Origin of the sequence: Herbaspirillum sp. DW155, from assembly GCF_037076565.1 — a bacterium.
GTDB lineage: Bacteria > Pseudomonadota > Gammaproteobacteria > Burkholderiales > Burkholderiaceae_D > Herbaspirillum.
In genome coordinates, this window is record NZ_AP029028.1 from 3,121,380 (window position 1) to 3,146,852 (window position 25,473).

At 65.8% G+C, this 25,473-nt stretch carries 26 protein-coding genes and 1 riboswitch; of the genes, 4 read left to right on the top strand and 22 right to left on the bottom strand.

Features of this window, described 5'->3' with window-relative positions:
* Positions 1-123: 123 nt before the first annotated feature.
* The 17 genes from AACH55_RS14255 to AACH55_RS14335 all read right to left on the bottom strand — a co-directional run bounded on the left by AACH55_RS14255 (position 124) and on the right by AACH55_RS14335 (position 18,592).
* A complete protein-coding gene (locus tag AACH55_RS14255) occupies positions 124-942 on the bottom strand; it encodes a cobalamin biosynthesis protein (RefSeq protein WP_338715228.1) in 819 nt (272 codons plus the stop codon).
* Positions 939-1,715, bottom strand: a complete 777-nt coding sequence (cobM, locus tag AACH55_RS14260; RefSeq protein ID WP_338715229.1) for a precorrin-4 C(11)-methyltransferase — start codon at positions 1,713-1,715, stop codon at positions 939-941. The genes AACH55_RS14255 and cobM overlap by 4 nt, the downstream gene beginning before the upstream one ends.
* Complete coding sequence (gene cobI, locus AACH55_RS14265; protein ID WP_338715230.1) at positions 1,712-2,470, bottom strand: precorrin-2 C(20)-methyltransferase; 759 nt, start codon at positions 2,468-2,470, stop codon at positions 1,712-1,714. The genes cobM and cobI overlap by 4 nt, the downstream gene beginning before the upstream one ends.
* Positions 2,467-3,657: a cobalt-precorrin-5B (C(1))-methyltransferase CbiD gene (gene cbiD / locus AACH55_RS14270; RefSeq protein ID WP_338715231.1), complete on the bottom strand. Its 1,191-nt coding sequence runs from the start codon at positions 3,655-3,657 to the stop codon at positions 2,467-2,469. Before cbiD ends, cobI begins: the two co-directional genes overlap by 4 nt.
* A complete protein-coding gene (locus tag AACH55_RS14275) occupies positions 3,657-5,234 on the bottom strand; it encodes a precorrin-8X methylmutase (protein ID WP_338715232.1) in 1,578 nt (525 codons plus the stop codon). Before AACH55_RS14275 ends, cbiD begins: the two co-directional genes overlap by 1 nt.
* Positions 5,231-5,953, bottom strand: coding sequence for a cobalt-precorrin-7 (C(5))-methyltransferase (locus tag AACH55_RS14280; RefSeq protein WP_338715233.1), 723 nt, complete (start codon positions 5,951-5,953; stop codon positions 5,231-5,233). The genes AACH55_RS14275 and AACH55_RS14280 overlap by 4 nt, the downstream gene beginning before the upstream one ends.
* A gap of 11 nt (positions 5,954-5,964) precedes the next feature.
* The gene (locus tag AACH55_RS14285; RefSeq protein ID WP_338715234.1) at positions 5,965-7,938 is read right to left on the bottom strand and encodes a putative cobaltochelatase; all 1,974 of its coding nucleotides are present in this window, start codon (positions 7,936-7,938) and stop codon (positions 5,965-5,967) included.
* Positions 7,935-12,047 carry a cobaltochelatase subunit CobN gene (locus AACH55_RS14290; RefSeq protein ID WP_338715236.1) on the bottom strand — a complete coding sequence of 1,371 codons (4,113 nt, stop codon included), beginning with the start codon at positions 12,045-12,047 and terminating at the stop codon, positions 7,935-7,937. The genes AACH55_RS14285 and AACH55_RS14290 overlap by 4 nt, the downstream gene beginning before the upstream one ends.
* A complete protein-coding gene (locus AACH55_RS14295) occupies positions 12,040-12,381 on the bottom strand; it encodes a ferredoxin (protein WP_338715237.1) in 342 nt (113 codons plus the stop codon). The genes AACH55_RS14290 and AACH55_RS14295 overlap by 8 nt, the downstream gene beginning before the upstream one ends.
* Before the next feature lie 65 nt (positions 12,382-12,446).
* Positions 12,447-13,154, bottom strand: a complete 708-nt coding sequence (locus tag AACH55_RS14300) for a CbtA family protein (RefSeq protein WP_338715238.1) — start codon at positions 13,152-13,154, stop codon at positions 12,447-12,449.
* A gap of 10 nt (positions 13,155-13,164) precedes the next feature.
* A complete protein-coding gene (locus AACH55_RS14305; RefSeq protein WP_338715239.1) occupies positions 13,165-13,380 on the bottom strand; it encodes a CbtB domain-containing protein in 216 nt (71 codons plus the stop codon).
* Between the two features lie 140 nt (positions 13,381-13,520).
* Positions 13,521-13,750, bottom strand: a riboswitch (cobalamin riboswitch).
* A gap of 78 nt (positions 13,751-13,828) precedes the next feature.
* Positions 13,829-14,371, bottom strand: a complete 543-nt coding sequence (locus tag AACH55_RS14310) for a hypothetical protein (protein WP_338715241.1) — start codon at positions 14,369-14,371, stop codon at positions 13,829-13,831.
* Positions 14,372-14,624: 253 nt separating this feature from the next.
* On the bottom strand, positions 14,625-15,314 hold the full coding sequence (locus tag AACH55_RS14315; protein WP_338715243.1) for a hypothetical protein: 690 nt from the start codon (positions 15,312-15,314) through the stop codon (positions 14,625-14,627).
* Positions 15,315-15,634: 320 nt separating this feature from the next.
* On the bottom strand, positions 15,635-15,781 hold the full coding sequence (locus AACH55_RS14320; protein ID WP_338715244.1) for a hypothetical protein: 147 nt from the start codon (positions 15,779-15,781) through the stop codon (positions 15,635-15,637).
* Between the two features lie 49 nt (positions 15,782-15,830).
* Positions 15,831-16,187, bottom strand: coding sequence for a hypothetical protein (locus AACH55_RS14325; protein ID WP_338715246.1), 357 nt, complete (start codon positions 16,185-16,187; stop codon positions 15,831-15,833).
* A 158-nt stretch (positions 16,188-16,345) separates the two neighbouring features.
* On the bottom strand, positions 16,346-17,995 hold the full coding sequence (gene pgm / locus AACH55_RS14330; protein WP_338715247.1) for a phosphoglucomutase (alpha-D-glucose-1,6-bisphosphate-dependent): 1,650 nt from the start codon (positions 17,993-17,995) through the stop codon (positions 16,346-16,348).
* 345 nt (positions 17,996-18,340) lie between these two features.
* Complete coding sequence (locus AACH55_RS14335; protein WP_017450312.1) at positions 18,341-18,592, bottom strand: GlsB/YeaQ/YmgE family stress response membrane protein; 252 nt, start codon at positions 18,590-18,592, stop codon at positions 18,341-18,343.
* A 399-nt stretch (positions 18,593-18,991) separates the two neighbouring features.
* On the opposite strand from AACH55_RS14335, the gene AACH55_RS14340 reads away from it, so the two are divergent.
* The 3 genes from AACH55_RS14340 to AACH55_RS14350 all read left to right on the top strand — a co-directional run bounded on the left by AACH55_RS14340 (position 18,992) and on the right by AACH55_RS14350 (position 21,255).
* Entirely contained in the window at positions 18,992-19,399 is a 408-nt protein-coding gene (locus AACH55_RS14340; protein ID WP_338715250.1) for a hypothetical protein, read from the top strand.
* A 79-nt stretch (positions 19,400-19,478) separates the two neighbouring features.
* Positions 19,479-20,471 (top strand): UTP--glucose-1-phosphate uridylyltransferase GalU, encoded by a 993-nt coding sequence (gene galU / locus AACH55_RS14345; protein WP_338715252.1) that lies wholly within the window; start codon positions 19,479-19,481, stop codon positions 20,469-20,471.
* A gap of 340 nt (positions 20,472-20,811) precedes the next feature.
* Entirely contained in the window at positions 20,812-21,255 is a 444-nt protein-coding gene (locus tag AACH55_RS14350) for a hypothetical protein (protein WP_338715253.1), read from the top strand.
* A 128-nt stretch (positions 21,256-21,383) separates the two neighbouring features.
* Here the strand turns inward: AACH55_RS14350 and AACH55_RS14355 are convergent, their stop codons facing one another.
* Positions 21,384-22,241 (bottom strand): MOSC N-terminal beta barrel domain-containing protein, encoded by an 858-nt coding sequence (locus tag AACH55_RS14355; protein WP_338715254.1) that lies wholly within the window; start codon positions 22,239-22,241, stop codon positions 21,384-21,386.
* A 171-nt stretch (positions 22,242-22,412) separates the two neighbouring features.
* Here AACH55_RS14355 and AACH55_RS14360 point away from each other — a divergent pair, with 171 nt between their 5' ends.
* Complete coding sequence (locus AACH55_RS14360) at positions 22,413-22,868, top strand: CopD family protein (RefSeq protein ID WP_338720304.1); 456 nt, start codon at positions 22,413-22,415, stop codon at positions 22,866-22,868.
* Positions 22,869-22,988: 120 nt separating this feature from the next.
* On the opposite strand, the gene AACH55_RS14365 is transcribed toward AACH55_RS14360, so the two are convergent.
* The 4 genes from AACH55_RS14365 to AACH55_RS14380 form a co-directional block, all read right to left on the bottom strand.
* Complete coding sequence (locus AACH55_RS14365) at positions 22,989-23,483, bottom strand: acyl-CoA thioesterase (RefSeq protein ID WP_338715255.1); 495 nt, start codon at positions 23,481-23,483, stop codon at positions 22,989-22,991.
* Positions 23,484-23,693: 210 nt separating this feature from the next.
* Positions 23,694-24,626: a 2-hydroxyacid dehydrogenase gene (locus AACH55_RS14370; RefSeq protein ID WP_338715257.1), complete on the bottom strand. Its 933-nt coding sequence runs from the start codon at positions 24,624-24,626 to the stop codon at positions 23,694-23,696.
* Between the two features lie 212 nt (positions 24,627-24,838).
* Complete coding sequence (locus AACH55_RS14375) at positions 24,839-25,081, bottom strand: hypothetical protein (RefSeq protein WP_338715258.1); 243 nt, start codon at positions 25,079-25,081, stop codon at positions 24,839-24,841.
* A gap of 36 nt (positions 25,082-25,117) precedes the next feature.
* On the bottom strand, positions 25,118-25,366 hold the full coding sequence (locus tag AACH55_RS14380; RefSeq protein WP_338715260.1) for a DUF6139 family protein: 249 nt from the start codon (positions 25,364-25,366) through the stop codon (positions 25,118-25,120).
* Between the last annotated feature and the right edge of the window lie 107 nt (positions 25,367-25,473).

Sequence of the window (25,473 nt, forward strand, 5' to 3'; positions counted from 1 at the left end):
GCTGAGTAGCGGCAAAGCCGCGTATCGAAGCCTGTCCGGATCTGGTCGAAGGGGACGCGAAAGACGGCGTGCCTTCGATACGGCCCTGAAAGGGCCTACTCAGGACGAACGGTGGTCAGGTCATCAGTATCCCGGTGATCCCGGGTTTTCTGCAAAGCTGTGCCAACCCTCGGCATCCTGCACGATGGCCACGGTCACCCCGTCCAGCGCGGTCTTGCCCAGCAACAGCCGGCCACGCGGGCTGGCGATCAAGGCCGCCGGTTCGCATACGCCGTCCACGCCGACGTTCTGGCGCACCCACTCCGATGGCTTGCCGACCCAGGCACGCTGGGCGATCTGCTCGCGGGCAATCACGCGCAGCGGCAGATCATGGGTGGCGCAAAAGGCCAGCAGACCCGGTTCTTCGGCCTTGATATCGATGGTGGCCACTTCGCGCACCTGGGCTAGCGACGTGCCGGGGCACAAGTCCAGCGCCTGCGACACCGCATTGGAAATCTGCTGCGCCGAGGCCAGCTTGCGACAACCGATGCCCAGCACCAGCGGCTTGACCGCTTCAGTGGCGGTCGTCACCACCGGCTGTGCGCCCGTCAATTGCGCCACGCGATAGGCCAGACCGTTGGCCCCGCCTTCGTGCCCGGCCAGCAAGGCAATGGCGAAGCGTCCTGCTTCATCCAGCACCACCACGGCGGGATCACTGTGCTTGTCCTGCGGCAGGCCGTCGAGGAAGCGCACGGCGATGCCGGTGGCACCGATCATGATCCATTGACGATGGCGGCGATAGGCCAGCGCAAACTGCTGGCGCTGCGACAGGCCGCCTTCTGCATGGAGCCAGGGCTGGTAGAGTTCGCCGCCCAGACGGTCCTGCAAGTGCATGGCCAGCGCCGCCGCCTCGGCGCGCACGGGCCACAGGCCCAGGTCTGCCGGGGCGACGGACGGGTTCATGCGGCGTCCTTGTTCTTCTTGACCACGCGGAAGAGGTGCGTGAAGTCCTTGGAGTAGAGGCTGGATTCGGCCACCTGTTCCTTGTTCAGCGCGGCACCGACCAGCATCATCGTGGTGAGATTCCACTCGCCGCGCTTGTTCTCTTCCAGCACCTTGTCGAGCTGTCCCTGATAGACGCGCTGCTCCGGCCAGGTGGCACGATAGACCAGCGTGACGGGCGTCTCGGGCGGATAGTGCAGCAGCAGGTCGGTGACGATCTTCTTCAGGTGCGGCCCGGACAGGAAGATGCACATGGTCGCGCGATGTGCGGCCAGCGAGGCAATCGATTCCGACTCGGGCACCGCCGAGGCGCGGCCCGAGACGCGCGTGAGGATCACGCTCTGCGACACTTCCGGCTTGGTCAGTTCGGCCGACACCGCCGCTGCGGCAGCGGTGAAGGACGACACGCCCGGCACCACCTCATAGGCGATACCAAGCGCATCGAGCCGGCGCATCTGCTCGGCAGTCGCGCCATAGATGGCGGGGTCGCCGGAATGCAGGCGTACCACGTCGATGCCCTGCTCTTGCGCACGCACGTAGCAGGCTTGCTGCTGCTCCAGATCGAGCGCGGCGGTATCGATGATCTCGGCCTCGGGGTGGCAATGTTCCAGCAAGGCAGTGGGCACCAGCGAACCGGCGTACAGCACCATGCGCACCTGGCCCAGCAGGCGCGCACCGCGCAGGGTGATGAGGTCGGCCGCACCGGGGCCGGCGCCGACGAAATAGACTTTCATGCGTTTCCTTTCGATTTCTCCTGTGGCGCGCGATGGCGCTGCTCCTGCGCAGTCTTGCGGATCAGCAGCACGGCCAGGTAACCGCTGGCTTGTGCCGCATCCAGCGTGCTGAGGTCGCTGGCCAGCACTTCGCCATCCAGGCCGATGCGGCGGGCAAAGCCGCAATGCTGCGCGATGTCCATCTCGCGCAGCAGCGCCAGCACCCACGGCAGGCGCGCGCCGACCTTCATCAGTACCACGATGTCGTGGCTCTCGATCTCGGCCCGCAGGGTCGCCGCATCTTCCGGGCAGGGCAGGATCAGCGTGCGCTCCTTGCCCACGCCCAGCGGCCATTCCAGCGCAGCGGCGGCGGCGGCGTAGCTGGTGATGCCGGGCAGCGTCACGCAGTCGCACTCGGGATACAGATCACGCACGGCCGCCAGTACATAACCGTAGGTCGAATAGGTCAGTGCATCACCGATGGTGAGATACACCACCTGCAGGCCCTCACGCAATTGCGCCGCCAGTTGCTGGCCCAGGTGCGCATAATGTTCCTGCAGGACCTGGCGGTCCGGGTCCATGTTGAACTCGATCTCGCACAAGCGGCTGCGGTCGAACTCCACGCCCTCCAGGCATTGCAGGGCTACCGACAGGTCGGCCCCGCGCGCACGCGGAATGTAGATCACATCGGCCGACCGCAGCGCCGTCAGCGCCGCCAGCGGCAGATAACCGGCCGGGCCGGGGCCGACACCGATCCCCGTGAGACGCCCGCTCATGCGCCTTCTCCCAACGGCTGTCCGTCCAGATCGAACAAGCGCACTGCGACGCGTTCGACCGCGGGCACGCGCGCATGGGCGAGCGCGCCGATGCGGGCCTCGATCTCGCACCAGAGACGGCGCGACAACGCGGCATCCTGCTGGCGCACCAGTTCTATGATTGCTTCCACGGTATTGGCTTGCCTCATCTGCTGCAGCAGGGTGGCGTCAAACAGCGCGCCCTGCCCTGCCGCGTTCATTTCTTCAGCCACGCGGGCCACGCCCTGCATGGCCATGTTGCTCTTGCTGGAGTGCGTATCCCACACCCCATCCAGCACCTTGGCCAGCTTGCCCGGATGCCCGGCCAGCCACAGCAGCGGCAGTGTACGTCCCTCCTCGGCCAGCGCCTTCTGGGTGAAGTCCAGCGCATCGCCCAGGAAATTGGCGATCTGCACGCTGCGCTTGTCCGGCAGGCCAAGGGTCTGCGCCACGAAGACGCGGCCGATCTTGCCCGGCAGGTAGGCCACCCCATCGCCCGGCGCGCAGGCGGCCAGCGCCACGCGGATGTAGACCTCGATGGAAGCGATCCAGGAGGCCATCGACATCGGCTCCACGATGCCCGACGTGCCCAGGATGGAAATGCCGCCGACGATGCCCAGCTTGGGATTGAAGGTCTTGGGCGCGATGGCCAGGCCCTCGCGGCAGCCGATGGTCAGATCGAAACCGCAGGCCGGCTCATCAGGCTGCAACTCGGCCAGCACCTCCGCCACCGCAGCACGCATCATGGCGCGCGGGACCGGATTGATGGCCGGCTCGCCCACTGCCACGCGCAGGCCCGGCATGGTCGCCGTGCCCACGCCCTCGCCGGCAAAGAATCGGATCTCCCCGACCGCATTGCGCCGCACCCGGGCAACGATGGTGGCGCCGTGTGTATTGTCGGGATCGTCGCCGCCATCCTTGAGCACTTCGGCCTGCGCTGTATCGGCATCGATCAGGCTGACTCTCTCGATGGGCACACTCAGGTAATGCAGGCCATCGGGCAGGCTGACTTCGGTGTACTGCACCGTCATGCCGCCCAGCAGGCGATAGAGTGCCGCACGCACCGCCGCCGTGGCGCAACTGCCGGTGCTGCGTCCACGGCGCAGGCCATTGGGGGCGAGCACGGCGAGGTCATACTCGGCCCGTTGCAGCTCGCTGCCGGCCTTCATCACTGCACGCCCTCGCTCTGCGCTTCCTGCGCGACCAGCCAGGCGATGGCATCGATCATCAGGGCGTTGACCACGCTGGCCGCCCAGGGCGAGCCGCCGCGCGTGCCGCTGTTGGTGATGCGCGGCACCTGCAGGCAGCGGCGCAGTTCGTCCTTGCTCTCGCGCGTACCGACGAAGCCGACCGGCAGGCCGATCACCAGTTGCGGCCGCCAGCCATGTTCGCGGATCAGGCGCACCGCCTCGGTGATGGCGGTGGGTGCATCGCCGATGGCCAGCACCAGGTCATTGCCGAACTTCTGCCAGGCGCGGCGGATGCCGGCGGCCGAGCGGGTCATGCCCAGGTTCTGCGCCATCAGGTGCGATTCGGGATCATGTACGCCACACCAGGTCTGCACGCCAAGCTGCTCCAGCACGGCGCGCTTGAGGCCGGTCTGTACCATGGTCACATCGGTGACGACCCGCTTGGTGCGCAGCAGTGCTTTCATCCCGGACTGGACCGCACCAGCGGAAAAATAGATTTCATCGGCCACGGCGAAGTCGCCACTGGTATGTACCAGGCGCTGCAGGACGGTCAGTTGCTCAGGCGGGAAGCCGCTCCAGTCGCGCCCGGCCTGGATGATTTCCATGCTCTCGGCTTCGATGGGATGCGGCACGTAAGGGGCCGTTCCCGTGACAGGCGCAGCCAGCTGCTCGCGCGCGGAAAGATCGCGCACCTGCAAGTGATGCGCCCGCTGCGGCTCGCCGACCTGCTGCTCGAAACCGACGATCTGCACCCGGTATTTGCAGAGTGTGCAGTTCATGGCGGCACGGCCTTCGGCGGCATCGCGCGCGCGCTCCAGCATCACATCGGCCACGTGTGCATGCACGCCCAGGTAAGCGGCCTTGAGTACCTCTACGCCCGGCTCGCGCTGCGCCAGTTCGTCGGCGGCGGCATAGATGCGCTTGACCAGCACGCCATCGAAGAGGAAGAACGGCAACACCACCAGCCGCTGCCAGCCTTCTGCGACGGCCTGCGCCAGTCCATCCCGCACCAGCGGCGCAGCCGTGCCCGAGAAGCAGACCTTGACGCCGCCAAAGCCCATGCCCTCCTGCACCATGCGCGCCAGCTTGGCGATCTCGCCATTGGCATCGGGGTCGGTGGTGCCGCGTCCGACCAGCACCAGGCAGGCATCCTGGCGATGGATAAGTTCATGCGAACTGGCCTCGGCCTCCACCACGCGCTGCTGCACCAGTTGCAGCAACAGCGGATGCAGATCCATCGGCGCGCCGAAATGGAAATCGACCTGCGGATAATCGCGGGCCAGTGCCAGCAGTTCGGCCGGCATGTCGTTCTTGGCATGGCGCGCACCCAGCAGCACGCCGGGCACCACGGCCACTTCGGTGGCGCCCTCGGCCACACAGGCAGCAGCGGCTTCGGAGATGGTGGGCGCGGCAAATTCCAGATAACCGTGGCGCACGACGCGGCCGTCAGCGCGCTCACGCACCAGCGCGACCAGCGCCTCGAATTCGCGCAGGGCATCGGGATCGCGGCTGCCGTGGCCGGCGATCACCACGGCTGACTTGCGCAGGTCATTCATGCCGTGGCTCCGCCGGCCACCTGCGGCGGTGGTTCGATCTGGCTCGCCATGGGGGTGAGCGTGCGGATGAGCATGATGCTCATATCGCTGAACTCCTTGTCGGCACAATCGGCCAGATTGCCATGCCATTCGGCGTCGCCACGGGTGAGGTTTTCCCAGACTTCGGTGGGATGATCCGGATTGACGCCTTGCTGCAGCAGATAGGTGGCGATGTGGCGCGGCATGAAGGAGCGCGCCGCATCCCACGGACAAGGGATGACGATGGCATTGCGTCCATCGTTCAAGACGTTCACCAGATGGCGCTTGAATGGCTCCAGATCGCCGCGCCGGTGGAAGGTGATGAAGGTGGTTTCATCAAAGCACACCCGCGCCTTCGAGGCGAGAATCTGCGCCGAGGAAATGCCCGGCAAGGTTTCCACGCGATGGCCGCAGGCGCGCTCCACCCGCTCCAGGTACTGGAAGCCGCTGAAGTGGATATCGCCCATGAAGACCACCACGCAGCGCTTGCCGGCATGATGCAATGCGGCCACTTCGTCCAGTCTGGCCACCTGGTCGCGGTAGCCCATCAGCACCACCTGCGCGCTGGATGGGATGAGGTCCTTGACCACATCGACCACGGCATTGAAGCCGGCCACCACGTCAGCATTGCGGATCAGCTCCGCGCCGCGCACGGTCAGGTAGGAGTGGTCGCCGGGGCCGGCACCGATACAGATGATCATTTGCTTTCCTTTCAGCGCGCGCCCAGTTGCGCACGCACGGTCAACGCCAGAGCGTCGCCGGTGAGTTGTTCGAGAGTCAGGCAAGGCGCACCCAGCGCCTCGGCCAGTTGCGCCGCGCGGCCCAGGCGCAGGTAGCCGGATTCGGTATCCAGTACCAGCGCAGGCACGCCCTGCGCAGCCAGGGTCTGTGCGGCCTGCAGGGTTTCGGTCCAGGGGTCGCCGCTGCTGCCGGGCAGGCTGACATTGGCCTTGCCATCGGAGAGGATCACCAGCAGCGGCGGCGCCTCTTGCGACTGTTGTTGCAGCATCTGCGCCGCCAGTTGCAGCGCATGCGGCAGCGGTGTGCGGCCACCGGTGGGCAGTTCGCGCAGGCCTTGCTCGGCCAGGTCGGCGCTGCGGGTCGGGGCCAGCAGCACTTGCGCCTGCTCGCCACGGAAGGCGATCACGGCCAGCTGATCGCGGCGCTGGTAGGCATCGGTCAGCAGCGCAAGCACCGCGCCCTTGACCGCTTCCATGCGACGTTGCGCGGCCATGGAGCCGGACGCATCGACGATGAAGACGATCAGGTTGGCGCCGCGTCCGCTGCGGACCTGGCGGTGCAGGTCATCGCGCGTGACCGTCAGTGGCCCGTCAGTCTCGCCAGCCAGCGCGCCGCGCACGGCGGCACTGCGCAGGGTGGCACTAATCGCCAGTCGGTCGGGATTTGCATCGGCCACAGCGCGCACGGCACTGCCCCTCCTGGCATCGGCCACGGCACTGCGGCGGCCGCTGGCCACGTTGGCCGATGCCTGAGGCGCAGTGGCGACGCTGATCTTGCGGGCCGTTCCGCTCGCAGCGATGGCGAAGGTCTGCTGACCGCCCTCACCTTGCTGTTCTGGCGAAGGGTCTTCAGAGGATGGCGGCCCGGCCGATTCATGATCCGGCGCCGCGTCGCCGGAACCCTGCTGTTGTGGCGGTTCAGGCTGACGCGCCTGATCGACCAGCTCATCGAGCTTGTCCTCGTCCATGCCGGCCTGCTCGAAGGGCTTGCGGCGGCGGCGATGCGGCAGCACCAGCAAGGCGGCCTCGCGGACATCATCGGGCCTCACGCGCACACGCGCCTGCAAGGCCGCGATGACACGTGCGGTCTTGTGCATCACGATGTCCGCACGCAGGCTGGCCACCTCGAACTCGCAACAGAGATGGCTGATCAGTTCCAGCATGGCATCGTCCAGCACGACCTCGGGCAACAGGCGCCGGGCCTCGGCCACCTGGGCGCGCAAGGCGTCCTGCTGCGCTTGCCACTGACCAGCGAAGGCGACGGGATCGGCCTCGAAGGCGATGCGCCGGCGCACCACTTCGGCGCGCACGGTCTTGTCGGTGGGGGCGGTCACTTCCACCATGAGGCCAAAGCGGTCCAGCAGCTGCGGGCGCAGGTCGCCCTCTTCCAGATTCATGGTGCCGATCAGCGTGAAGCGCGCGGGATGGCTGAGGGACAGACCCTCGCGCTGCACCGAATTCACCCCCATCGCGGCCACATCCAGCAGCACGTCCACCAGATGATCGGCCAGCAGATTGACTTCATCGATGTAGAGGATGCCGCGATGGGCCGCCGCCAGCAGGCCCGGCTGGAACGCACGCTGGCCGCCTTGCAGGGCCTGTTGCAGGTCGAGCGAACCGAGCACGCGGTCTTCGGTGGCCCCCAGCGGCAGGTTAACGAAGGGTACGGTGGCCTGGTACTGTACCGGTACAGTCTGCTCAGCATTGCAGACTGTACAGGCAGCGGCCGGCTGTCCCGGCGCGCAATGGAAGGCGCAGCCCTGGTTCAACGCGATCGACGGCAGCACCTGGGTGAGGCCGCGTGCGGCCGTACTCTTGGCCGTGCCTTTGTCGCCACGCACCAGTACGCCGCCGATGCCGGGATCGACCGCGCACAGCAGCAGCGCCTGTTTCAGCAGGGGCTGGCCGACGATGGCCGGGAAGGGATAGGCATGTGCGGCCGTCATTGCATGTCCTTGGTGTGTTCGCTGCCGCGCACGGTTTCGCCGCGCGCTTCCAGCAGGGATTCACTGTGCAGGTAAAGTGTGCGCAACTGTTCGATGGTCTGTACCGGTGGTGTTTGCCACATGCCCCGGCTGGCCGCTTCCAGCAGGCGCTCGGCGATGGCGTTCTGGGCCCAGGGATTGGCCTGTTCCAGAAACGCGCGCATGGCCGGATCGAAGCCATAGGTCTCGGCCAGTTGCTGGTACATCCAGTCTTCCATCACTTGCGCGGTGGCATCGTAACCGAACAGGTAATCGACGGTGGCCGTCAGTTCCAGTCCCCCCTTGTAGCCGTGGCGGCGGATGCTGGCCAGCCATTTGGGATTGACCACGCGGGCGCGGAAGACGCGCAGGGTTTCTTCCTTGAGGTCACGCACGGCGGCGCGCTGCGGGTCGTGGCTGTCGCCGAAGTAATGGCGCGGCTGCTGGCCGGACAAGGCGCGGATGGTGGCGATCATGCCGCCGTGATATTGCAGGTAGTCGTCGCTGTCGAAGATGTCGTGTTCGCGGTTGTCCTGGTTGTGCAAGGCCACCTGCACGCCGGAGAGGCGCTGGCGGAAGGCCGCGCGCTGGTCGGCGCCCTGCACCTTGCGGCCGTAGGCATAGCCGCCCCAGTTGATGTAGGCCTCGGCGAAGTCGGCCTGGTCCTGCCAGTTCTTTTCCTGGATCAGGGGCAGGATGCCGGCGCCGTAGCTGCCCGGCTTGGCGCCGAAGACGCGATAGGAAGCCTGCGCGGCCGCCTCGGCCTGGCCCAGTCCGCTTTGCATGGCCTGCTGCAGGTCGCGCAGGTAATGCTTGCGCACGAAGTTCATCTCTTCCGGTTCATCGGCGGCGATGGCCAGTTGCACGGCATCGTCGATCAGTTCGATGAGCTGCGGGAAGGCATCGCGGAAGAAGCCGCTGATGCGCGTGGTCACGTCGATGCGCGGACGCTGCAATTGATCCAGCGGGATCAGCTCGACCCCGGCCACCTGCCGGTTGCCCTCGCGCCAGACCGGGCGCGCGCCCATCAGCGAGAGGATCTGCGCCACGTCGTCGCCATGGGTGCGCATGGCGCTGGTGCCCCAGATGCTGATGGCCACGCTCTCGGGATAGTCGCCGCTCTCGCGGTGATGGCGCTGCAGCACCTCGCGCGCCAGTTGCTGGCCCACGCGCCAGGCCGATTGCGAGGGCACGCTGCGCGGATCGACCGAATAGAAATTGCGGCCGGTCGGCAGGATGTGCGCCATGCCGCGCGTGGGCGATCCGCTGGGGCCGGCCGGAATGTAGCCACCGCGCAGGCCGTTGAGGAGGTTGCCGATTTCCTCATGTGTGCGTTGCAGGCGTGGCACCAGTTGCTCGCAGGCGAAGGCGAGGATGCGGTGCAGGGCCTTGGTATCGGTTGTCTTGATGGCGAGGGCTGTCACCGCACGCCTGGCCAGCGGCGCGGGACGGGCCATGGCGCGCATGCCGCCCAATACACTGCCGCTGCTCTTTTGCAGGGTCGGTTGCAGGCGCGGTTTCTCTTCGACCGGCGCGGTGAACAAGGGCGCCAGCAGCGAGCGGATCACGCTGTCGATGGCCTGCACGGCAAAGCCATGCTGCTGCAAGGACTGCATCAGCGACAGGCACAGCGCATCGATGGCGTCGAGCGCATCGGCACGGGTGACGATGGCGCGCCCGGCCGTGCGGGACAGCGCATCGTCGATGTTCAGGCGCCGGCCCTTGTGTTCCAGCAGCATGTCCAGCGAGAGGCCGAAGAGGCGCGCCAGTTCTTCCTGCAGGCCGGGCAGGTCCTGGTTGGGCAGGCGCGTGAGCGCCACCAGCATGTCCGGCAGTTGCTGCGCATCGGGCATGCGGCCGAGGATGTGCAGGCCGTCGCGGATCTGGGCCGCGCCGAGTTCGCAGAGGTAGCCATCGAGATCCTCGATCAGGTGGGCCACACCGGCGCCGTCCAGTTCACTCAAGGCATGCGGCAGTGCGCCGTCGTCGTGCACGTGGTCATGGTCATCGTGATGATGATGATGTCCGTGATGATGGTGATGACCGTGGTCGTGGCCGTGCTCATGGTCATGATCGTGGTCATGATGCAGCAGCTTGTATTGCAGGTCGGTATCCAGATTGGTCTGCCGCACCAGCTCCCAGATCTGCTGCTGCAACAGCGGCAGCTTGGACGGGTCCAGCACCTCGACCTGGTAATACTCGTCCACCAGTTGCGTCAGCTGGGCCAGCGCGCCGTAGCTGTCGGCGGTGGTCATCGGCGGGGTCAGGTGGTCCACCACCACGGCATGGGCGCGGCGCTTGGCCTGCGAGCCTTCGCCCGGATCGTTGATGATGAAGGGATAGAACAGCGGCACATCGCCCAGCAAGGCATCCGGGAAACATTCTTCAGACAATCCCACGCCTTTGCCCGGCAACCACTCCAGCGTGCCGTGCTTGCCGACGTGGACGATGGCATCCGCGCCCCATTCTTCATCCAGCCAGCGGTACAGCGCGTAGTAGTGATGCGTGGGCGGCAGGTCGGGCTGGTGGTAGATGGCATCGGGGTCCATGCCGTAGCCGCGCGGCGGTTGCAGGGCCACGAAGGCGTTGCCCAGGTCGAGGCCGGCAATGACCAGATGCTGGTCGTGCACGTAGGCCTCGCCGGGCGCTGCGCCCCACTGGCGCTGCATCCTGGTCTGCAAGGCGGCGGGCAAGGCAGCGAACCACTGCGCATAACGCGCTGCGGGGATGCGCGCAGCCGCGCGGCGCAGCTGGTCTTCGGTGAGGAGGATGTCGTCGTAGGAGCAGCGGTCCACCAGCTCGTGGATCAGGGCCGTGCCGGTCTCGGGCAGGTCGCCGATGGCATAGCCGTCAGCGGCCAGCGCGCGCAGCACGGCCATGAGCGACTCCGGCGCATCCAGCCCCACGGCATTGCCGATCTGCGCGGCCTTGCTGTTGGAATTGGTGAAGATGAAGGCGATGCGTTTTTGCGCATTGGGGGTGGTGCGCAGGCGCACCAGGCGCTGTGCCAGTCCGGCGATGCGGCGCACGCGGTCCGGCAGGGCCTGGTACTGCACCACCCCACTCTCGGTAGTGTGCTTGAAGGACAGCGGCACGCCGATGACGCGGCCGTCGAATTCGGGCAGGACCACGTTCATGGCGGCATCCAACGGGTTCATGCCGCGTGTGGAATGCTGCCACTGGTCTTGCGTCATGCCGCTGGTGATGGCCTGCAGCACGGGGCGGTCCAGTTGCTCCAGCACCGACACCGACCATCCGGCCGGGGTGACGCCGCCGGCGGTGATCTCGCCCATGGCAAAGCTGGTGGTATTGATGATGAGATCGACCCGTCCCCCGGCAAAATAAGCCAGCGCGGGCGGCAGCGCGGCGCCGCTGCCGGACGAGACCCGCAGCGAGGACGTGAAGACCGGCAGCACGTCCATGCCGCGCGCCTCCAGTGCGGCGACCAGTGCATCGATGAAGGCGGTATTGCCCGAGAGCCAGTGCGCGCGGTAGAAGATGATGCCCACGGCCGGCTTGCCTGCGTGTGTGCTGGCGCGCAGGGCCAGCCAGTCGTCGAGGCTGGCATCCTGTTCCAGGTCGGGATGATAGAGGCCATGTTCCGGCAAGGCTTGTGCGGGTTCGTAACCATAGCCGGAGAAGAGCAGGCGATCCGACAGGCAGCGCAGCAGTTGCGCCAGATTGACGCTGCCGCCACCGTTGAAGTAGGCCAGCGCCTGCTGCTGCAGGTCCGGTGCGGCGGTGGAGGCGGCGGCCAGTTCGGCATCGGGCTCGCCGGTGCCGGAGAGCACGATCAGCTGCCGACCCTCGGCGCGCGCCGCCCGCAACAGTTCCGGAAAACCGGCCACCGCACCCAGCCGTCCCAGCACGCGCAGCACGATCACGCGGGCATGGGTCAGCTCGGCGCGCAGCAGGGTCGCCAGCGTTCGCAACGGCTGGCCTTGCTCGTCGGTAGCGGATTGCAGGGCTTGCAGGTCATAGCCGGCCAGCGGCGGAAAGTCCGCCGGCAACTGGTTGCGCGCTGCGGCCAGCAGGGCCAGGTCGGTCGGGGCATGGGTGAGCAGGACGATGCGGGCCAAGGGTTCAGACATCGCTGGCCTCCGGTTCCGGCAGCACGTCGCCGCTGCCCAGGCGATGGAAGATGAGGTCGCTCACTTCGCGTCCGCCCTCCAGGTGTTCCACCACCACGCGCTCGATGGCACTGGCATCCTCGCAGCGATACCAGACGCCCTCGGGATAGACCACCACCACCGGGGCCTGCGCCTTGCAGGCCACCATGCAGTGGGTACGGGTGCGCTTGACGCGCAGTTCGGGGCGGGCGTCGATCTGCTCGCCCAGTACGCCGAACATGGCTTCGGCCAGCACGCCGTTTTCGGTACAACGCGGACCCACGCACATGAGCACGTGACGATGATGGGTTCTCATGGCTTGGATAGCTTTACTTTCCCTGGCGCCGCAACGCCAGACAGGGCCCGACACCTCAGGACAAATCAGCCGAAGCGGCGATAGAAGAAACCGGTCAGCCCGCCCAGCGCCAGCCAGAAGATGGCATTGGCGGCGGCGGTGGCACGGATGAAGGCCTGCGCCAGTTCTTCCGGCGCGACGCTGCCGTGAACCTCGGGCTGGGGTGCGCCGATGAAGTGCGGCGCCACCAGCAGCATCACACCGACCAGCTTCCACGGCCAGCCACGGGTAAAGACGAACAGGCCCAGGCTGGCGGCGGTCATGGCTGCGGTCATCACCCACCAGAGCTGGCGCGCATGCAGCGGCGCGGCCAGGGTGCCGGGGACTTCCGGCGGCAAGCCCAGCGACGGCGCGACGAAGAACACGCCGTAACCGGCCAGGCCCCACAGCAGGCCGCTGCGCCAGCTGATCTTGCGGCCGCTGAGGGTAAAGGCGGCCACCAGCATCAGCGCAAAACCGACCGCCATGCTGACGTTGGCCAGCACGGTATAGCCGGTGCGCTCGGCGCCGTCGGCGGGTTCCCAGGCATCGGCGTCATGGGTGTGCTCATGCTCGTGCGCATGCTCGTGGGCATCGGCTGCGTGGGTAGCGGATTCGCCGGCCTTTTCATATTCCTCGGCCTTGAGGATGATCTTCTCGACCTGAAATTGCTGTACCGCCGACAGCAGCACGCCCGACAAGGCGCCTGCGATGACCACCGCCGACGCCATGCGCCGCAGGACCGTCCAGTTCATCGTCCGCTCCTCAGTGGCAGGGGAAACCGGCCGAGTGGCGGCCGTCGTGGGCGGCATTGTGCAGCTCGACCCGGGAAGCGAAACCGGCGCCGTAGATCAGCGCAACCCCCAGCGCAAAGGCCAGCAGCGCAGGCGCGATGCGGTCGCGCCAGACCTGGCTGCCGGCGTGGGCGGAGGGGATGGAGTCGGCGACTGGGCGGGCGTTCAGACCGGAGCGAGTGGACATGCGCTTTCCTTGGACAGGTGAATGAAACGAAGGAAGCCACGCGACGAGCGCCCATGCACGATCCCGCCGTCATCGGACGGCGCCGGTTCACACCAGCGGGAAATGATGGAAGCTTTCCGCATGATCGCCCTCCGCGATGCATTGAAGAAGTTGCCACTGGCCGGTCTCCGGGCTGGCGAGGGGAAGCCTGGGCTTCGGGACAGGCGCCTTCCCATGCGCGCGGCACAGTGGCGTAGTGCGTGTCCTTCCTCGCTTACCGTTGCGGGGGCAGCGCCGGCCTTGGCGCGATGCTGTGGCACCGGCCGCACCGGCTTCCCGTTTCAATCCCGGACGCGGCTGCGCGCGGGATACCAGAAGCAATGCTAAGGGGCGAAGTATAAAGGCGGGGACCGCCTTGGGCAACCGCGATCGTCAGCGCGGCCAGCCCGGCCGTCTGCTGGCGGCGGCTTCAGCGGGGCGTGTCAGACCGCGCAGGCGAGGCAAGAGAGGATGCGGATGAAGACGACACGGGCGCTTCGGCCAGTTTGTAATACAGGCTCATTTCCACGCCCATGCGGCTGGGAATGCGGGCCACATAGGCCGAACGCTGGCGCGTGCCGCTGCCCTGCCCGTGCATTTCCATCAGGCACAGGTAACGTTCGCCCAGATAGCCCAGCATGGCAAACAAAGCCTTTTGCGGACGTTCCAGCCGGGGCGCGGCGTCCGCGCTCAGGCCGACGGCGCGGTCGAGGTAGCCCCGGTGCGAATTGACGAAGAGGTAGTCGCGCCCGGGCGGCTTGCCGCTGGCATAGCCGATGCGCAGCATGCGGTTGTCGCCATCGGGCAGGTAGAGGCTGTAGGACGATGCCGGGCCGCCTTCCATGACCTCCATCCGGCCCGCCACAGGATCGATGCTGACCGCGCTCAAGGGCATCTGGTCCACGGTCAGGCAGCTGTCCAGCACTTCTTCGGGCGGCGCTGGTGGCCCCGGCAGTGCGACCCAGCAGAGCAAGAGCAGGATCAATGACAGACAGCGCAGCCTGCCTGACCGGGAACGGCACGCAGGGGCAAGGACGCGGTTCAAGGGCAGCTCCTTCAGGCAACAGGGGTGGGGGCGGCGAGGATCAGACCTCGCCCCATAGTTGCAGAAGAGCAATGCAATGAATATGAGAAAACTCTCAATGACGACAGGAAGTCGCTTCTTGCTGGCTTTTTGAATTCGTGGCTGCACGGGCGTCACCGGCAGTCCGGAAGCTGTCGCCTCTTCAGCGCCTCCGGGCAGCCACGCTGAAAAAGAGATCGAGGGAGATGAAATGCCACTGCGCCGCGTCGGCGTCATACAGGGCGAGCTGGTTGATTTCCTGACCGGACGCGGCTGTGGCCGGTACCCGGTCGATGGCGCGGGCGGCATGCCGGTGGCGCTCGGACGGGCTCAGTCTGAGCAGACGGGCCTCGGTCTCGCAGCGGGCAAACAGCCCGGCGCACTCCCACAAGCGGGCCGCACACTCCAGATCGGCCAGCCCGATGTCCAGGGTGATGGTGTCGATGCGCTCCGACACCCTGGCCACCTTGGTCGAGGACAGCCGTACCGGCCCACCCTGCGCGCGCACCGCCAGGCAGCCGTCATGCGCGCCCCAGGCCATGTGCAGGCAGTACGGCAGGTAGCCGTGGTGACGCGCGATCAACTCGTCCGGAGAAAACGCCGCTGCCGGCAGAACCTGGTAGTCCTGCGGCGTCAAGCCCAGCCAGAGCGCATCCAGACTGGCCTCGAAGGGCGACAGATAGGTCACCATCGCCTGGCTGCCGCTGGCCTGGCCGAACATGACCGGTTCGCACAGGACCTGACCGGCGCCAGCGGGGTACTGGCGCACCAGCACATACAGCGGCAGCGCGGCCATGACCGTGTAGCGGCGACCGGCAGGAAAGCCAAGGGGCTGCGGGGGATAAGGGAACACGGCGCCACTCCTCACGGAAAACACGATCGTGGCGGCAGCCCTGCTCGATTCATCTGCTGTCGCCGAAAAAAGACATGTTTCCACAGATGCAAACCCGCTTGAATGAGAAAAGTCTCAATCAGCGCGGGAGAATGGTGCCGGGAGAAGGGCGAGGACAGGCGGGTTCCAGCCCATGTGAAGAAATAGGTCATGCGCGCAGCGCCAGGCCCGTGTGCAAGGGTGGCATGTCAGGCGGCGTCCACAGCACATGAACGGAAAGGCAAAAAAACAGCCGGCCTGGCGCGCAGCCAGGCCGGACAGTGCGAATCCCGCGAACCTCGCTACATGCGCAAGGGCGTGTCGCCAGGCCGGGGACTCAGCGGCGGATCTTCCACCGGCACCGGCTCATCGTCCGGCAGCGGTGGCGGGGGCAGGTTGGGTTCATTGACGGGCGGGGTTTCCTGGGGGGTATGCAGGGTCTGGTTCAAACAGGCCTCCTTGGGTGCGGTCATGCCGGCCACGGGTAGCAGCGCGTACTCAGCGCTGGCCGCCCACGGGGTTCTGATGCGGGATGGGGTCCAGCGGCGGGGTCGGGTCCAGCGGCGGGACTTCCACGGGCGGGGTGTCCTGGGGCTTGTGCATGGTGTTCTCCTGGGCGGGTGGAAGGGACGGGCTGCCCGCGGGATGCGGCAGGATGCCGTCATCGGCGTTGGCCAGCGGGTCTTCGGTGCCGTCGGGCTCGACCCCGTGGGCCGGGTCGGTCTCGATGTGGTCCGGTACGGCCGCGCGCGGCGGCGCGGGTGGCAGGCCGGGCGGACGCAACAAGGCGGCAGCCGGCGCCTGGGGGGATGCCGTATGGCGCGGCAAGACGGGATCCGGATGAGGCTGGTCCATGGCGGTCCTCCTTGGGGTGGTTGGAAGGCACACGCCATCTTACGAAGCCCCTGCCCTGCCCTCAGCCAGACATCGGCCCATTCGCCTGTAGGAAGGAGGGAAGAAAAACGCCGCCGGCCCGAGGGGCGGCGGCGTCCTGTGCGCAGCGTCGGGGCGACTCAGCCGGCCTTGAGCGCGCGGGTGACGATCTCTTGCGCCTCGGCAAAGATGCGCTCCAGGTGGGCCTGGTCGCGGAAGCTCTCGGCATAGATCTTGTAGATGCTCTCGGTACCGGACGGACGGGCCGCGAACCAGCCATTGTCGGTGACGATCTTGAGCCCGCCAAAAGCCTTGCCGTTGGCCGGCGCCGTGGTCATCACTTCGCGGATGGTCTCGCCGGCCAGTTCGGTGGAACTGACATCCTGCGGCGACAGCCTGGACAGGCGCGCCTTCTGCTCCGGCGTGGCGGCGGCTTCCTTGCGGCCGTTGACCGGCGCGCCCAGCTGACGGGTCAGGTCCTGGTAGATCTGTCCAGGGTCGTTGCCGGTACGGGCGGTCATCTCGGCGGCCAGCAAGGCGGCGGTGATGCCGTCCTTGTCGGTGCTCCACGGCTGGCCGTCGAAGCGCACGAAGGAGGCGCCGGCGCTTTCCTCGCAACCGAAGGCCAGGCTACCGTCATACAGGCCATCGACGAACCACTTGAAGCCCACCGGCATCTCCAGCAGCTTGCGGCCCAGATGCGCGGCCACGCGATTGATCATCTGGCTCGACACCAGGGTCTTGCCCACGGCGGCATCGGCGCGCCAGGCCGGACGATGGCCGAAGAGGTAGTACACCGCCACCGAGAGATAGTCATTGGCCGGCAGCAGGCCGGTGCTCCTGGCGACGATGCCGTGGCGGTCATGGTCGGTATCGCAGGCCACGGCCACGTCGAAGCGGTCCTTCAGGGCGATCAGCTCGCTCATGGCATAGGGCGAGGACGGATCCATGCGGATCTGCGCATCCCAGTCCAGCGGCACGAAGCGGAAGCTGGCATCGACGTCGGTGTTGACCACTTCCAGATTGAGCTTGTAGCGATCGGCGATGGCCGACCAGTAATGCAGCCCGGCGCCGCCCAGCGGGTCCACGCCGATCTTGACGTTGGCCGCACCGATGGCGGCCAGGTCGATGATGTTGGGCAGGTCGCCCACATAGTTGTCCAGATAGTCGTAGCGGCGCGTAGTCTCGGCCTTGAGCGCCTTCTCGAAGCTGATCCGGCGCACGCCTTCCAGCTTGTGCTCCAGATAGCCGTTGGCGCGCTGCTCGATCCAGCTGGTGACGTTGGAGTCCGACGGGCCGCCATTGGGCATGTTGTATTTGAAGCCGCCATTGTCGGGCGGATTGTGCGAAGGCGTGACCACGATGCCATCGGCCAGCTTGTCCCGGTGCACGCGGTTGTGCGTGAGGATGGCGTGCGAGACCGCCGGCGTGGGCGCATAAGGACTGCCCTCGGCCAGCATGGTCACCACCTCGTTGGCAGCCAGCACTTCCAGCGCGCTATGCCAGGCCGGCTCCGACAGGGCATGGGTATCGATGCCCAGGAACAGCGGGCCCTTGAAGCCCTGCTCCTTGCGGTAGTCGCAGATGGCCTGGGTAATGGCCAGCACGTGCCATTCATTGAAGCTGTGGGCATTGGCATTGCCACGATGACCGGAGGTGCCAAACGCCACCCGGTGGCTGGCCTCGGCCACATCGGGACGCAGGCTGTAATAATTGGACAGCAGCACCGGCAGGTTCACCAGGGCCGAAGGCGCGGCACGCTTGCCGGCGAGGGGATTGACGTGACTCATGATGTTTTTTTCTGGATGAATGGATACCTGAGGAAACGAAGGCGGCGGCCCGCTTGCACAGCGTCTGCAGTGTCCTTGCCCATCCGGCAGGCACGTTGCGCCCCTTCGCAACTTAATCTTTTTTCAACATCGCAGGTATTGTAACGCCAGGATGGCGCGCTGCAGCATCGATATGAAGATTCTTGCAGAAGTCTTGCCGCAGAGCACTGTTCACGGGCTTGTGCGCGAATAAGCGGCGTGCCGGCATGAAGCGATGTGCTCAAAAACAAAACGCGCCCGGGCCTGGGCCCGGACGCATCCTGTGACGACAAGCACGGCGGCCGCAGCGGCCACCTGCCCGCAACGTCAGGCGCGCCGGAAGGCGCGCACGATCACCAGCAGCACGATCGCTCCCAGCGTGGCCGTGACGATGGAGGCCAGAATACCGCCGCCGACGGCAATACCCAGCAGGCCCGCCAGCCAGCCGCCGATGACTGCGCCCACGATGCCGATGAGGATGTCAGCCAGCAGCCCGAAGCCACCACCCTTGACCAGCACGCCGGCCAGCCAGCCGGCAACGGCACCAATGATCAGCCATGCGATGAGTCCGTGTTCCATGATGTTCCCTTTCACTCGTTCGGTCGTTCTTGGGTTGATGTCGGAAACCGTCATCCGGTCTCCTCTTCTCTGCAAGCGCTCGGCGAAACAGATGAGGTGATGATAGAAAGGCGCGCCCCGGAGAACTATCGGACAGCGGCCCATTCCCCTGTAGGACAAGCCCGCCATATGCGGCCGCCGGACCCTTCGCGGCATTGCCGGCCGCGCAAATGCAGGCACTGCCGCGTCTTCCGCTTTTCCTACACCGCAAAAGGCGGCATTCCTATAGAGAGCAAGCGCGAGTTTTTTTACTCTTGCTTCCCATAGGCGCAGTGCAGCATTGAACCGCATGGCACAGCTTGCCGCAGCGCCGACAAGAACCCGTATCTGCCAGCCCGACTTTGCAAGAGAGCCGCCATCATGTCCGCCACCGAACCCAGCGCCCGCCCCTCGCCCGTCTTTGCCAACGCCTTTGCCATGAACGCATTCGGCGCGGCACCGAAAGCCGCACAGGCTGCCGAGTTTGCCGAGCACTATGCCCGCTACGCCCGGGAATCGGCACAGTTGCTGCAACAGATTTCGATGAAGGCACCGCAACTGGCTTCGGTGCTGGATCAGCTCAATGAAGGCAGCCTGCCGCAACACATCGAACTGGCCGCTGAGGAGACCGCAGCCCCGCTGCAGGAGCAGCGCCGCAAGCCGCGCGCAAGTCTGCTGGAGACGGTAGCCACTGCGCTGAGCCATGCGTTTCCCGGTGTGGCGTCACTGTTCCACGGCTGCCGCGCATTGCTGCAACTGAAGATGATCAAGAACAACCGACAGGCATAACGAGGCGCATCCGCCAGCAAGCCTGCACTGTGTGCATGAGGGCGCCACGCCCATCACTCAACCACAACCTGGACTCACCATGAAAAAAATTACCAAAGCCGTCTTCCCCGTCGCTGGCCTCGGCAGCCGCTTCCTCCCTGCCACCAAGGCGCAACCCAAGGAGATGCTGCCCATCGTCGACAAGCCGCTGATCCAGTACGCCGTGGAAGAAGCAGTGGAAGCCGGCATCACCGAGATGATCTTCATCACCGGCCGCAACAAGCGCGCCATCGAAGACCACTTCGACAAGGCCTATGAGCTGGAAAGCGAACTGGAAGCCGCCGGCAAGGTGAAGCTGCTGGAAACCATCCGCAATGTCATTCCCAAGCACATCAACTGCGTCTACGTGCGCCAGGCCGAGCCGCTGGGCCTGGGCCACGCCGTGCTGCTGGCCAAGCCGCTGGTGGGCGACGAACCGTTCGCGGTGCTGCTGGCCGACGACTTCATGGATGCCGAGCCCGGCCGGAAGAACGTGATGGCGCAGATGACCGAACTCTACGAACGCGAAGGCAAGAGCCTGCTGGCCGTGCAGGACGTGCCGCGTCCGGACACCCGCCAGTACGGCATCGTCAGCGGCAGCGCCTATGGTGATCGCACCGAACTGTTGAGCGGCATCGTGGAAAAGCCCTCCCCCGACGAGGCGCCCTCGACGCTGGCCGTTGTCGGTCGCTATGTGCTGACCCCTGCCATCTTCGAGCGCCTGGAAAATATCGGTACCGGTGCCGGTGGCGAGATTCAGCTGACCGACGCCATCTCGGCGCTGCTGGAGCATGAACAGATCCTGGCTTATCGCTACCAGGGCCAACGTTTTGATTGCGGCTCCAAGCTCGGCTACCTGAAGGCTGCCGTGGCCATGGGCTTCAAGCACAAGGAAGTGGGCAGCGGCTTTGCCCAGTATCTGCAGGAATTCGCCAGCCAGCACGACCTGGCCCAGGCCGCCCAGCCCAAGGGACCGGCCGTCGTGACTCCGCTCAAGCCCGCCCATGTCGCGGCCGCCACCGAAGATCTGCCAGCTGTCGCCCGTAGCATGTAAGTCCCCGTTGGAGACGTTGTTGATTGCAGTCCGTCCGCAAGGCCGGGCTGCTTTTTTTTTGCGCGGCGGCGCTTCGTATAAATTGTTTTGACCTTTGTCACAGAGTTTTAACCTGGACTTGCTAGCATCGCGGCCATGAATCTGGAGAAGTTCATTTCGCCCGGGACAAGGCAAGTCGCCGCACATCCAGGCCAACAAGCGTATGCTGTGGCCACCGCACACGTCTGAAAACGTTTGCACACCAGAAAAGCGACGATGAAATCGTTGCCAGACGGCAGGAATGTTGCGGCAAAGGCGCAAAAAATATATATTGTTTATATCAATTTTAACAGGAGCGTTCATGGCCACCAGAGTTCAAGCCGCAGCAGCATCAACCGAAACGAAGAAACCTGTCGCCAAGGCGGCAGCCCCCAAGACCGCCGCGGTGAAGAAACCTGCCGTCAAGCCCGCCACCCGTGCAGCCGCCAAGCCCGCTGCCGCACCGGCGGCAGCCAAGGCCGAAAAGAAGGTAGAGAAGGCAGACAAGCCGGTCAAGGCCGAGAAGACCGAAAAAGCGCCCAAGACCAAGAAGGTCAAGCAAGTGCGCGACAGCTTCACCATGCCCGAGAACGAATACGCCGTGCTGGCCCAGGTCAAGAAGACCTGCCTGAAGGCTGGCGTGGAAATCAAGAAGAGCGACCTGCTGCGCATCGGCGTGTCGCTGATCAAGAACCTGACGATCACCGAACTGAAGGACATCCTGGGCAGCCTGACCCCGCTGAAGGTCGGCCGTCCCAAGAAGTAAGCACGCCTGAAGCAGGCCATGCACGGCATGGCTGACGCACTTGCAGACCATGCCGCCCGGTTCGCGCCGGGCGGCATTGTTTTTGGTACGGCTTCAGTGCCTGGCGGGACGGCGCCCGCAGCAGGCGTTCAGAAATTGAATTCCCATTCGCAGGGCTGGCCGACCTCGATCACGCCGCCCTCCCCGCCGATGACGATGGCGTTCTGGCCGAAGGTGAGGCCGCCATCCACGCGTGCATTGGCACGATAGGTCGCCAGGGTGGCCAGCGGTTCATCGGGCCATTGCGGATCACGCAAGCCGCTGCGCTGGTCGATGCCGGGGACGGGACATCTTGCACAAGGCTTCACCAGCTTCAGTTGCACGCAGCGGTCGCCACTGCCCAGGCGCAGGGTATCGATGAAATCTTCTTCATAGGGCTCCAAACCGCTGATGACCAGGTTCGGGCGGAAGCGATCCATCGGCAAGGCCGGCGCGCCCTTGGCGGTGAGCCGGGCATTGAGGTCATCCAGCGAGGCCTGCCCGATCACCAGCAGCGGATAGCCATCCGAAAACTGCGTAGCGGCGCGATGCTCACCGGTCCAGCGGGTACTGCAGGCGCGTTCGACGGCCGGATTGAAGCGCACCAGCCGCGTATCCTCCCCCAGATAGTCCGAACACCAGGCCCGCGCCTGCTCGCCCTGGTCCAGCGCTTCCAGCCGGCTGCTCCAGACCTGTACGGTGAGCGTGGCGACATCCTCACCTGCTGCCGCCAGTCGCAAGGGACGCATGCCGGGTGCGCGCAACACCAGCGCGTCGTCTTCGAAGGCCGGCGTGATGCAGGCCATCTGCGGGTAGCTGCGCTGGGTCAGGAACTGGCCTTGGCGGTCCACCAGCATCCAGTGGCGGTCCAGCGCCAGGCCCAGCGGACCGATCTGGGCACGCGTGAGCGCGAGTCCGCCGCAGGACTTGACGGGATAGAAGTGGATGGCGCTGAGGGTGCTCGACATGGTGATACCGTCCCTGGGATGGCGGCGCGTCCAGGCGCCGGCAGAACATGGCTGATGAGGTGTGGGCGGGACATTACCACAAGCCGGACCTTTCGAACGGGGGGCGATACGCGGTGTTCCCACTCATGCGACAATCCCGGAAGTTTGATGAACCTTTCTGCCGGGAGCGCCATGCTGTTTGCCAAATTCTTCCATCTGCTGGGGCTGACCCTTTGGGTCGGCGGCATGTTCTTCGCCCACATGGCGCTGCGTCCCGCGCTGACCGTGCTGCACCCCGAGCAGCGACTGAGCCTGATGGCGGCAGTGCTGGCCAATTTCTTCATCTGGGTCTGGGTGGCCATTGCGCTGGTGCTGGGAAGCGGCCTGCACATGATGATGGTCATGGCTGCCGGGGCCGCCAGACTGCCCCCTTACGTCCACGCCATGAGCGGTATCGGCATGGTGATGATGCTGATCTTTGCGCACATCTTCTTCGCGCCCTTCCGCCGACTCAAATCGGCCACCGCCCAACAGGACTGGGACCGCGCCTCGCGGGCGCTGCGGCAGGTGCGCATGCTGGTCGGCATCAACCTGTGCCTGGGCTTGCTGACCATTGCGGTGGGTGCATTGGGCCCGTTGAGCGCCTGAACGCGCCGGGCCGGGCGTAGCGGGTGCGCTGGCCTGCCTCTGGAGCAGGCTCCGGCGGGGCAGGAACGTAAAAAGGGATGAGCCGGCTCATCCCTTTTGCTTTCCGGTACAACGACAGGATCAATGCGCCTTGTCGGACCCCGGCTTGAATTCCTCATAGCGGCGCGCCAGTTCCTGGCGCAGCGACTTGCGGATCACGGCCGCATCGAAGCGGCGCTTTTCTTCCTGCGAGAACGGGCGCAGCGGCGGCACCGGGATCGGCTTGCGCTGGTCATCGACTGCCACCATGGTGAAGAAGCAGCTGTTGACGTGGCGGGTTTCCTGGGTGCGGATGTTCTCGGCGACCACCTTGATGCCGATTTCCATGGAGGACTTGCCGGTGTGATTGACGCTGGCCAGGAAGGTCACCAGTTCGCCCACGTGGATGGGCTGGCGGAACATCACCTGGTCCACCGACAGCGTGACCACGTACTGGCCGGCATAGCGGCTGCCGCAGGCATAGGCCACCTGGTCCAGCAGCTTCAGGATGGTGCCCCCGTGCACGTTGCCGGCGAAGTTGGCCATGTCCGGGGTCATCAGGACCGTCATGGTGAGTTGATGAGATGGCAGATCCATGGTGCTTGGCTCTCTCTGTAGTGTGATGGCGATGGGTTGATCTTGGAATGCATGAGACGCGGCGCCGGCATCCTGCCCGCTTCCCCGAGCGCGCAGGCGGCCGGCCGGGAGGCTCTCGTGGAGGAAAGCGACCCGGCCGCGGCCGACATTATCGGCCAGCCAGCCCGGCTATGGCAAAAAAACTCGCATCAGCGGCAGGCGTGCGCCTGCTCAGGCGCGTAGCACCGGCTCGGCGGCGGCGAAATGCTCCTCGCAATTGCGCAGGAACTGCTGCACCGAGGCGCTGATGGCTTCCGGCGACCAGCCGGCGATATGCGGCGTCAACACCACATTGGGCAGGCCGATCAGGGCGGCCGGCGGCTTGGGTTCGCCCTCGTAGACGTCCAGCGCGGCGCCGGCCAGACGGCCCGACGACAGGGCGTCGGCCAGGGCGGCGGTATCGACGGTGCTGCCACGACCGATGTTGACCAGATAGCCCCGGGGGCCGAGTTCTTCCAGCACCCGCGCATTGATGAGGTGCCGGGTCTGGGCGCCACCAGGGGCGGCCACGATCAGGCAGTCGGCCCAGCCGGCCAGTTGGGCCACGTCCGGGAAATAGTGGAAATCGACGTCATCGCGCTTCTTGCGGTTGCAGTAGGCGATCTCGGCATCGAAGGCAGCAGCGCGGCGGGCGATTTTCCTGCCGATATTGCCCATGCCGACGATGCCCACGCGCTTGCCGGCCAGTTGCGGCTGCAGCGGGATGGTCTCGCGCCAGCCGCCCTCGCGGGTGTAGCGGTCCAGCACCGGGATGTTGCGCAGGATGGCCAGCAGCAGGCCCAGGGCATGGTCGGCCACGCAATCCTCGTTGGTGCCGGCGCCGGTGGCGATTTCGATGCCGTTGGCCTTGGCGTGGGCAGCATCGATGTTCTCAAAGCCGGCGCCCAGCGCGCAGACCAGCTGCAGATGCGGCAGGGCGCGCATCTCGTCGGCGGTCAGACCGGTGGAGCCGTTGGTCAGCACCACGGCCACCTTTTTAGCGGGGCCGGCGATCATCGCGTCACGGCGCTGGCGATCCGGCGCGTAGAGGATGTCGTAATGGGCGGCGATGGTGGCCGTGCTTTCTTCGGAAAGATGAATCAGGACGAGCAGGGGCGGTTTCATGAGGGGACCTGGCAAGACGTGGGTAAGGAAGAGATGAACGAAAAAGCAATGATCGCCATTCTATGGCGAAACTGCAAAACCGTTCGTAGCTCGGTCAGCCATGCTGCATGCGAATTCCATGCCAGACCGTGCCATCAAAAAGCCCGGCGCGCCGTCAAGCGCGCCGGGCCTTCAGGTGGCCCCGAGCCAGGGCTCAGGAGCGGTGCAGCCGCTCAATGCCGCGCCTGCTGTTTCTCCAGCAGCTCATGCGCAGCCTGGCGCGCGCCCTGCTCGGCCGCCTTTTCATCGGCGAAGGTCTGGTCGGGCAGCACACGCTGCACCGGGAATACCGGGTTGCGGTGCATGGGATTGGTCGAATGACCGAAGATGGCCACCTGAGCCACCCACTCCTCGCCGCCGATGACACGTACCCCGGCGTATTCCACTTCGTAATCGCCTATTTGTTCGGTGGGCATGATGGTCTCCTCTGGTGCTGCTGTGGGCCGGCTGCCTCAGGCGGCGCCGTCGCTGCTGCGATCCTGCAGATGGGTGATGGCATAGCCTTTTTCGCCGATCTGCAGGAAGGCGTCTTCCGCCTCCAGCGTGAAATGCCGCTTGCCGTCGCGCTCGAAATCCACGTTCTGTTCATGCAGCTGCCAATCGGTATTGGTCACTTCTTCGGGCAGCGGCTTTTCATGGGGCAGGACGAGGTAGGAAAACAGACCGTCGCCGTCCGGGCGCTTGTACACATCGACTTTCATCTTGGGCCTCCTGGTCGGGTTGAACATGGGCATTGCTTCAAGATGCGACTGGACGACCCGCCATTGGTTCGCCGTGGGGAGCGTGGGAGATGCACAAAGCGGGTTGC

What these genes read in the sequence shown, in the direction of transcription:
- AACH55_RS14255 (WP_338715228.1), bottom strand. Translation starts at nt 942, where the DNA reads ATGAACCCGTCCGTCGCCCCGGCAGACCTGGGCCTGTGGCCCGTGCGC.
- cobM (WP_338715229.1), bottom strand. Translation starts at nt 1,715, where the DNA reads ATGAAAGTCTATTTCGTCGGCGCCGGCCCCGGTGCGGCCGACCTCATC.
- cobI (WP_338715230.1), bottom strand. Translation starts at nt 2,470, where the DNA reads ATGAGCGGGCGTCTCACGGGGATCGGTGTCGGCCCCGGCCCGGCCGGT.
- cbiD (WP_338715231.1), bottom strand. Translation starts at nt 3,657, where the DNA reads ATGAAGGCCGGCAGCGAGCTGCAACGGGCCGAGTATGACCTCGCCGTG.
- AACH55_RS14275 (WP_338715232.1), bottom strand. Translation starts at nt 5,234, where the DNA reads ATGAATGACCTGCGCAAGTCAGCCGTGGTGATCGCCGGCCACGGCAGC.
- AACH55_RS14280 (WP_338715233.1), bottom strand. Translation starts at nt 5,953, where the DNA reads ATGATCATCTGTATCGGTGCCGGCCCCGGCGACCACTCCTACCTGACC.
- AACH55_RS14285 (WP_338715234.1), bottom strand. Translation starts at nt 7,938, where the DNA reads ATGACGGCCGCACATGCCTATCCCTTCCCGGCCATCGTCGGCCAGCCC.
- AACH55_RS14290 (WP_338715236.1), bottom strand. Translation starts at nt 12,047, where the DNA reads ATGTCTGAACCCTTGGCCCGCATCGTCCTGCTCACCCATGCCCCGACC.
- AACH55_RS14295 (WP_338715237.1), bottom strand. Translation starts at nt 12,381, where the DNA reads ATGAGAACCCATCATCGTCACGTGCTCATGTGCGTGGGTCCGCGTTGT.
- AACH55_RS14300 (WP_338715238.1), bottom strand. Translation starts at nt 13,154, where the DNA reads ATGAACTGGACGGTCCTGCGGCGCATGGCGTCGGCGGTGGTCATCGCA.
- AACH55_RS14305 (WP_338715239.1), bottom strand. Translation starts at nt 13,380, where the DNA reads ATGTCCACTCGCTCCGGTCTGAACGCCCGCCCAGTCGCCGACTCCATC.
- AACH55_RS14325 (WP_338715246.1), bottom strand. Translation starts at nt 16,187, where the DNA reads ATGGACCAGCCTCATCCGGATCCCGTCTTGCCGCGCCATACGGCATCC.
- pgm (WP_338715247.1), bottom strand. Translation starts at nt 17,995, where the DNA reads ATGAGTCACGTCAATCCCCTCGCCGGCAAGCGTGCCGCGCCTTCGGCC.
- AACH55_RS14335 (WP_017450312.1), bottom strand. Translation starts at nt 18,592, where the DNA reads ATGGAACACGGACTCATCGCATGGCTGATCATTGGTGCCGTTGCCGGC.
- AACH55_RS14340 (WP_338715250.1), top strand. Translation starts at nt 18,992, where the DNA reads ATGTCCGCCACCGAACCCAGCGCCCGCCCCTCGCCCGTCTTTGCCAAC.
- galU (WP_338715252.1), top strand. Translation starts at nt 19,479, where the DNA reads ATGAAAAAAATTACCAAAGCCGTCTTCCCCGTCGCTGGCCTCGGCAGC.
- AACH55_RS14350 (WP_338715253.1), top strand. Translation starts at nt 20,812, where the DNA reads ATGGCCACCAGAGTTCAAGCCGCAGCAGCATCAACCGAAACGAAGAAA.
- AACH55_RS14355 (WP_338715254.1), bottom strand. Translation starts at nt 22,241, where the DNA reads ATGTCGAGCACCCTCAGCGCCATCCACTTCTATCCCGTCAAGTCCTGC.
- AACH55_RS14360 (WP_338720304.1), top strand. Translation starts at nt 22,413, where the DNA reads ATGCTGTTTGCCAAATTCTTCCATCTGCTGGGGCTGACCCTTTGGGTC.
- AACH55_RS14365 (WP_338715255.1), bottom strand. Translation starts at nt 23,483, where the DNA reads ATGGATCTGCCATCTCATCAACTCACCATGACGGTCCTGATGACCCCG.
- AACH55_RS14370 (WP_338715257.1), bottom strand. Translation starts at nt 24,626, where the DNA reads ATGAAACCGCCCCTGCTCGTCCTGATTCATCTTTCCGAAGAAAGCACG.
- AACH55_RS14375 (WP_338715258.1), bottom strand. Translation starts at nt 25,081, where the DNA reads ATGCCCACCGAACAAATAGGCGATTACGAAGTGGAATACGCCGGGGTA.
- AACH55_RS14380 (WP_338715260.1), bottom strand. Translation starts at nt 25,366, where the DNA reads ATGAAAGTCGATGTGTACAAGCGCCCGGACGGCGACGGTCTGTTTTCC.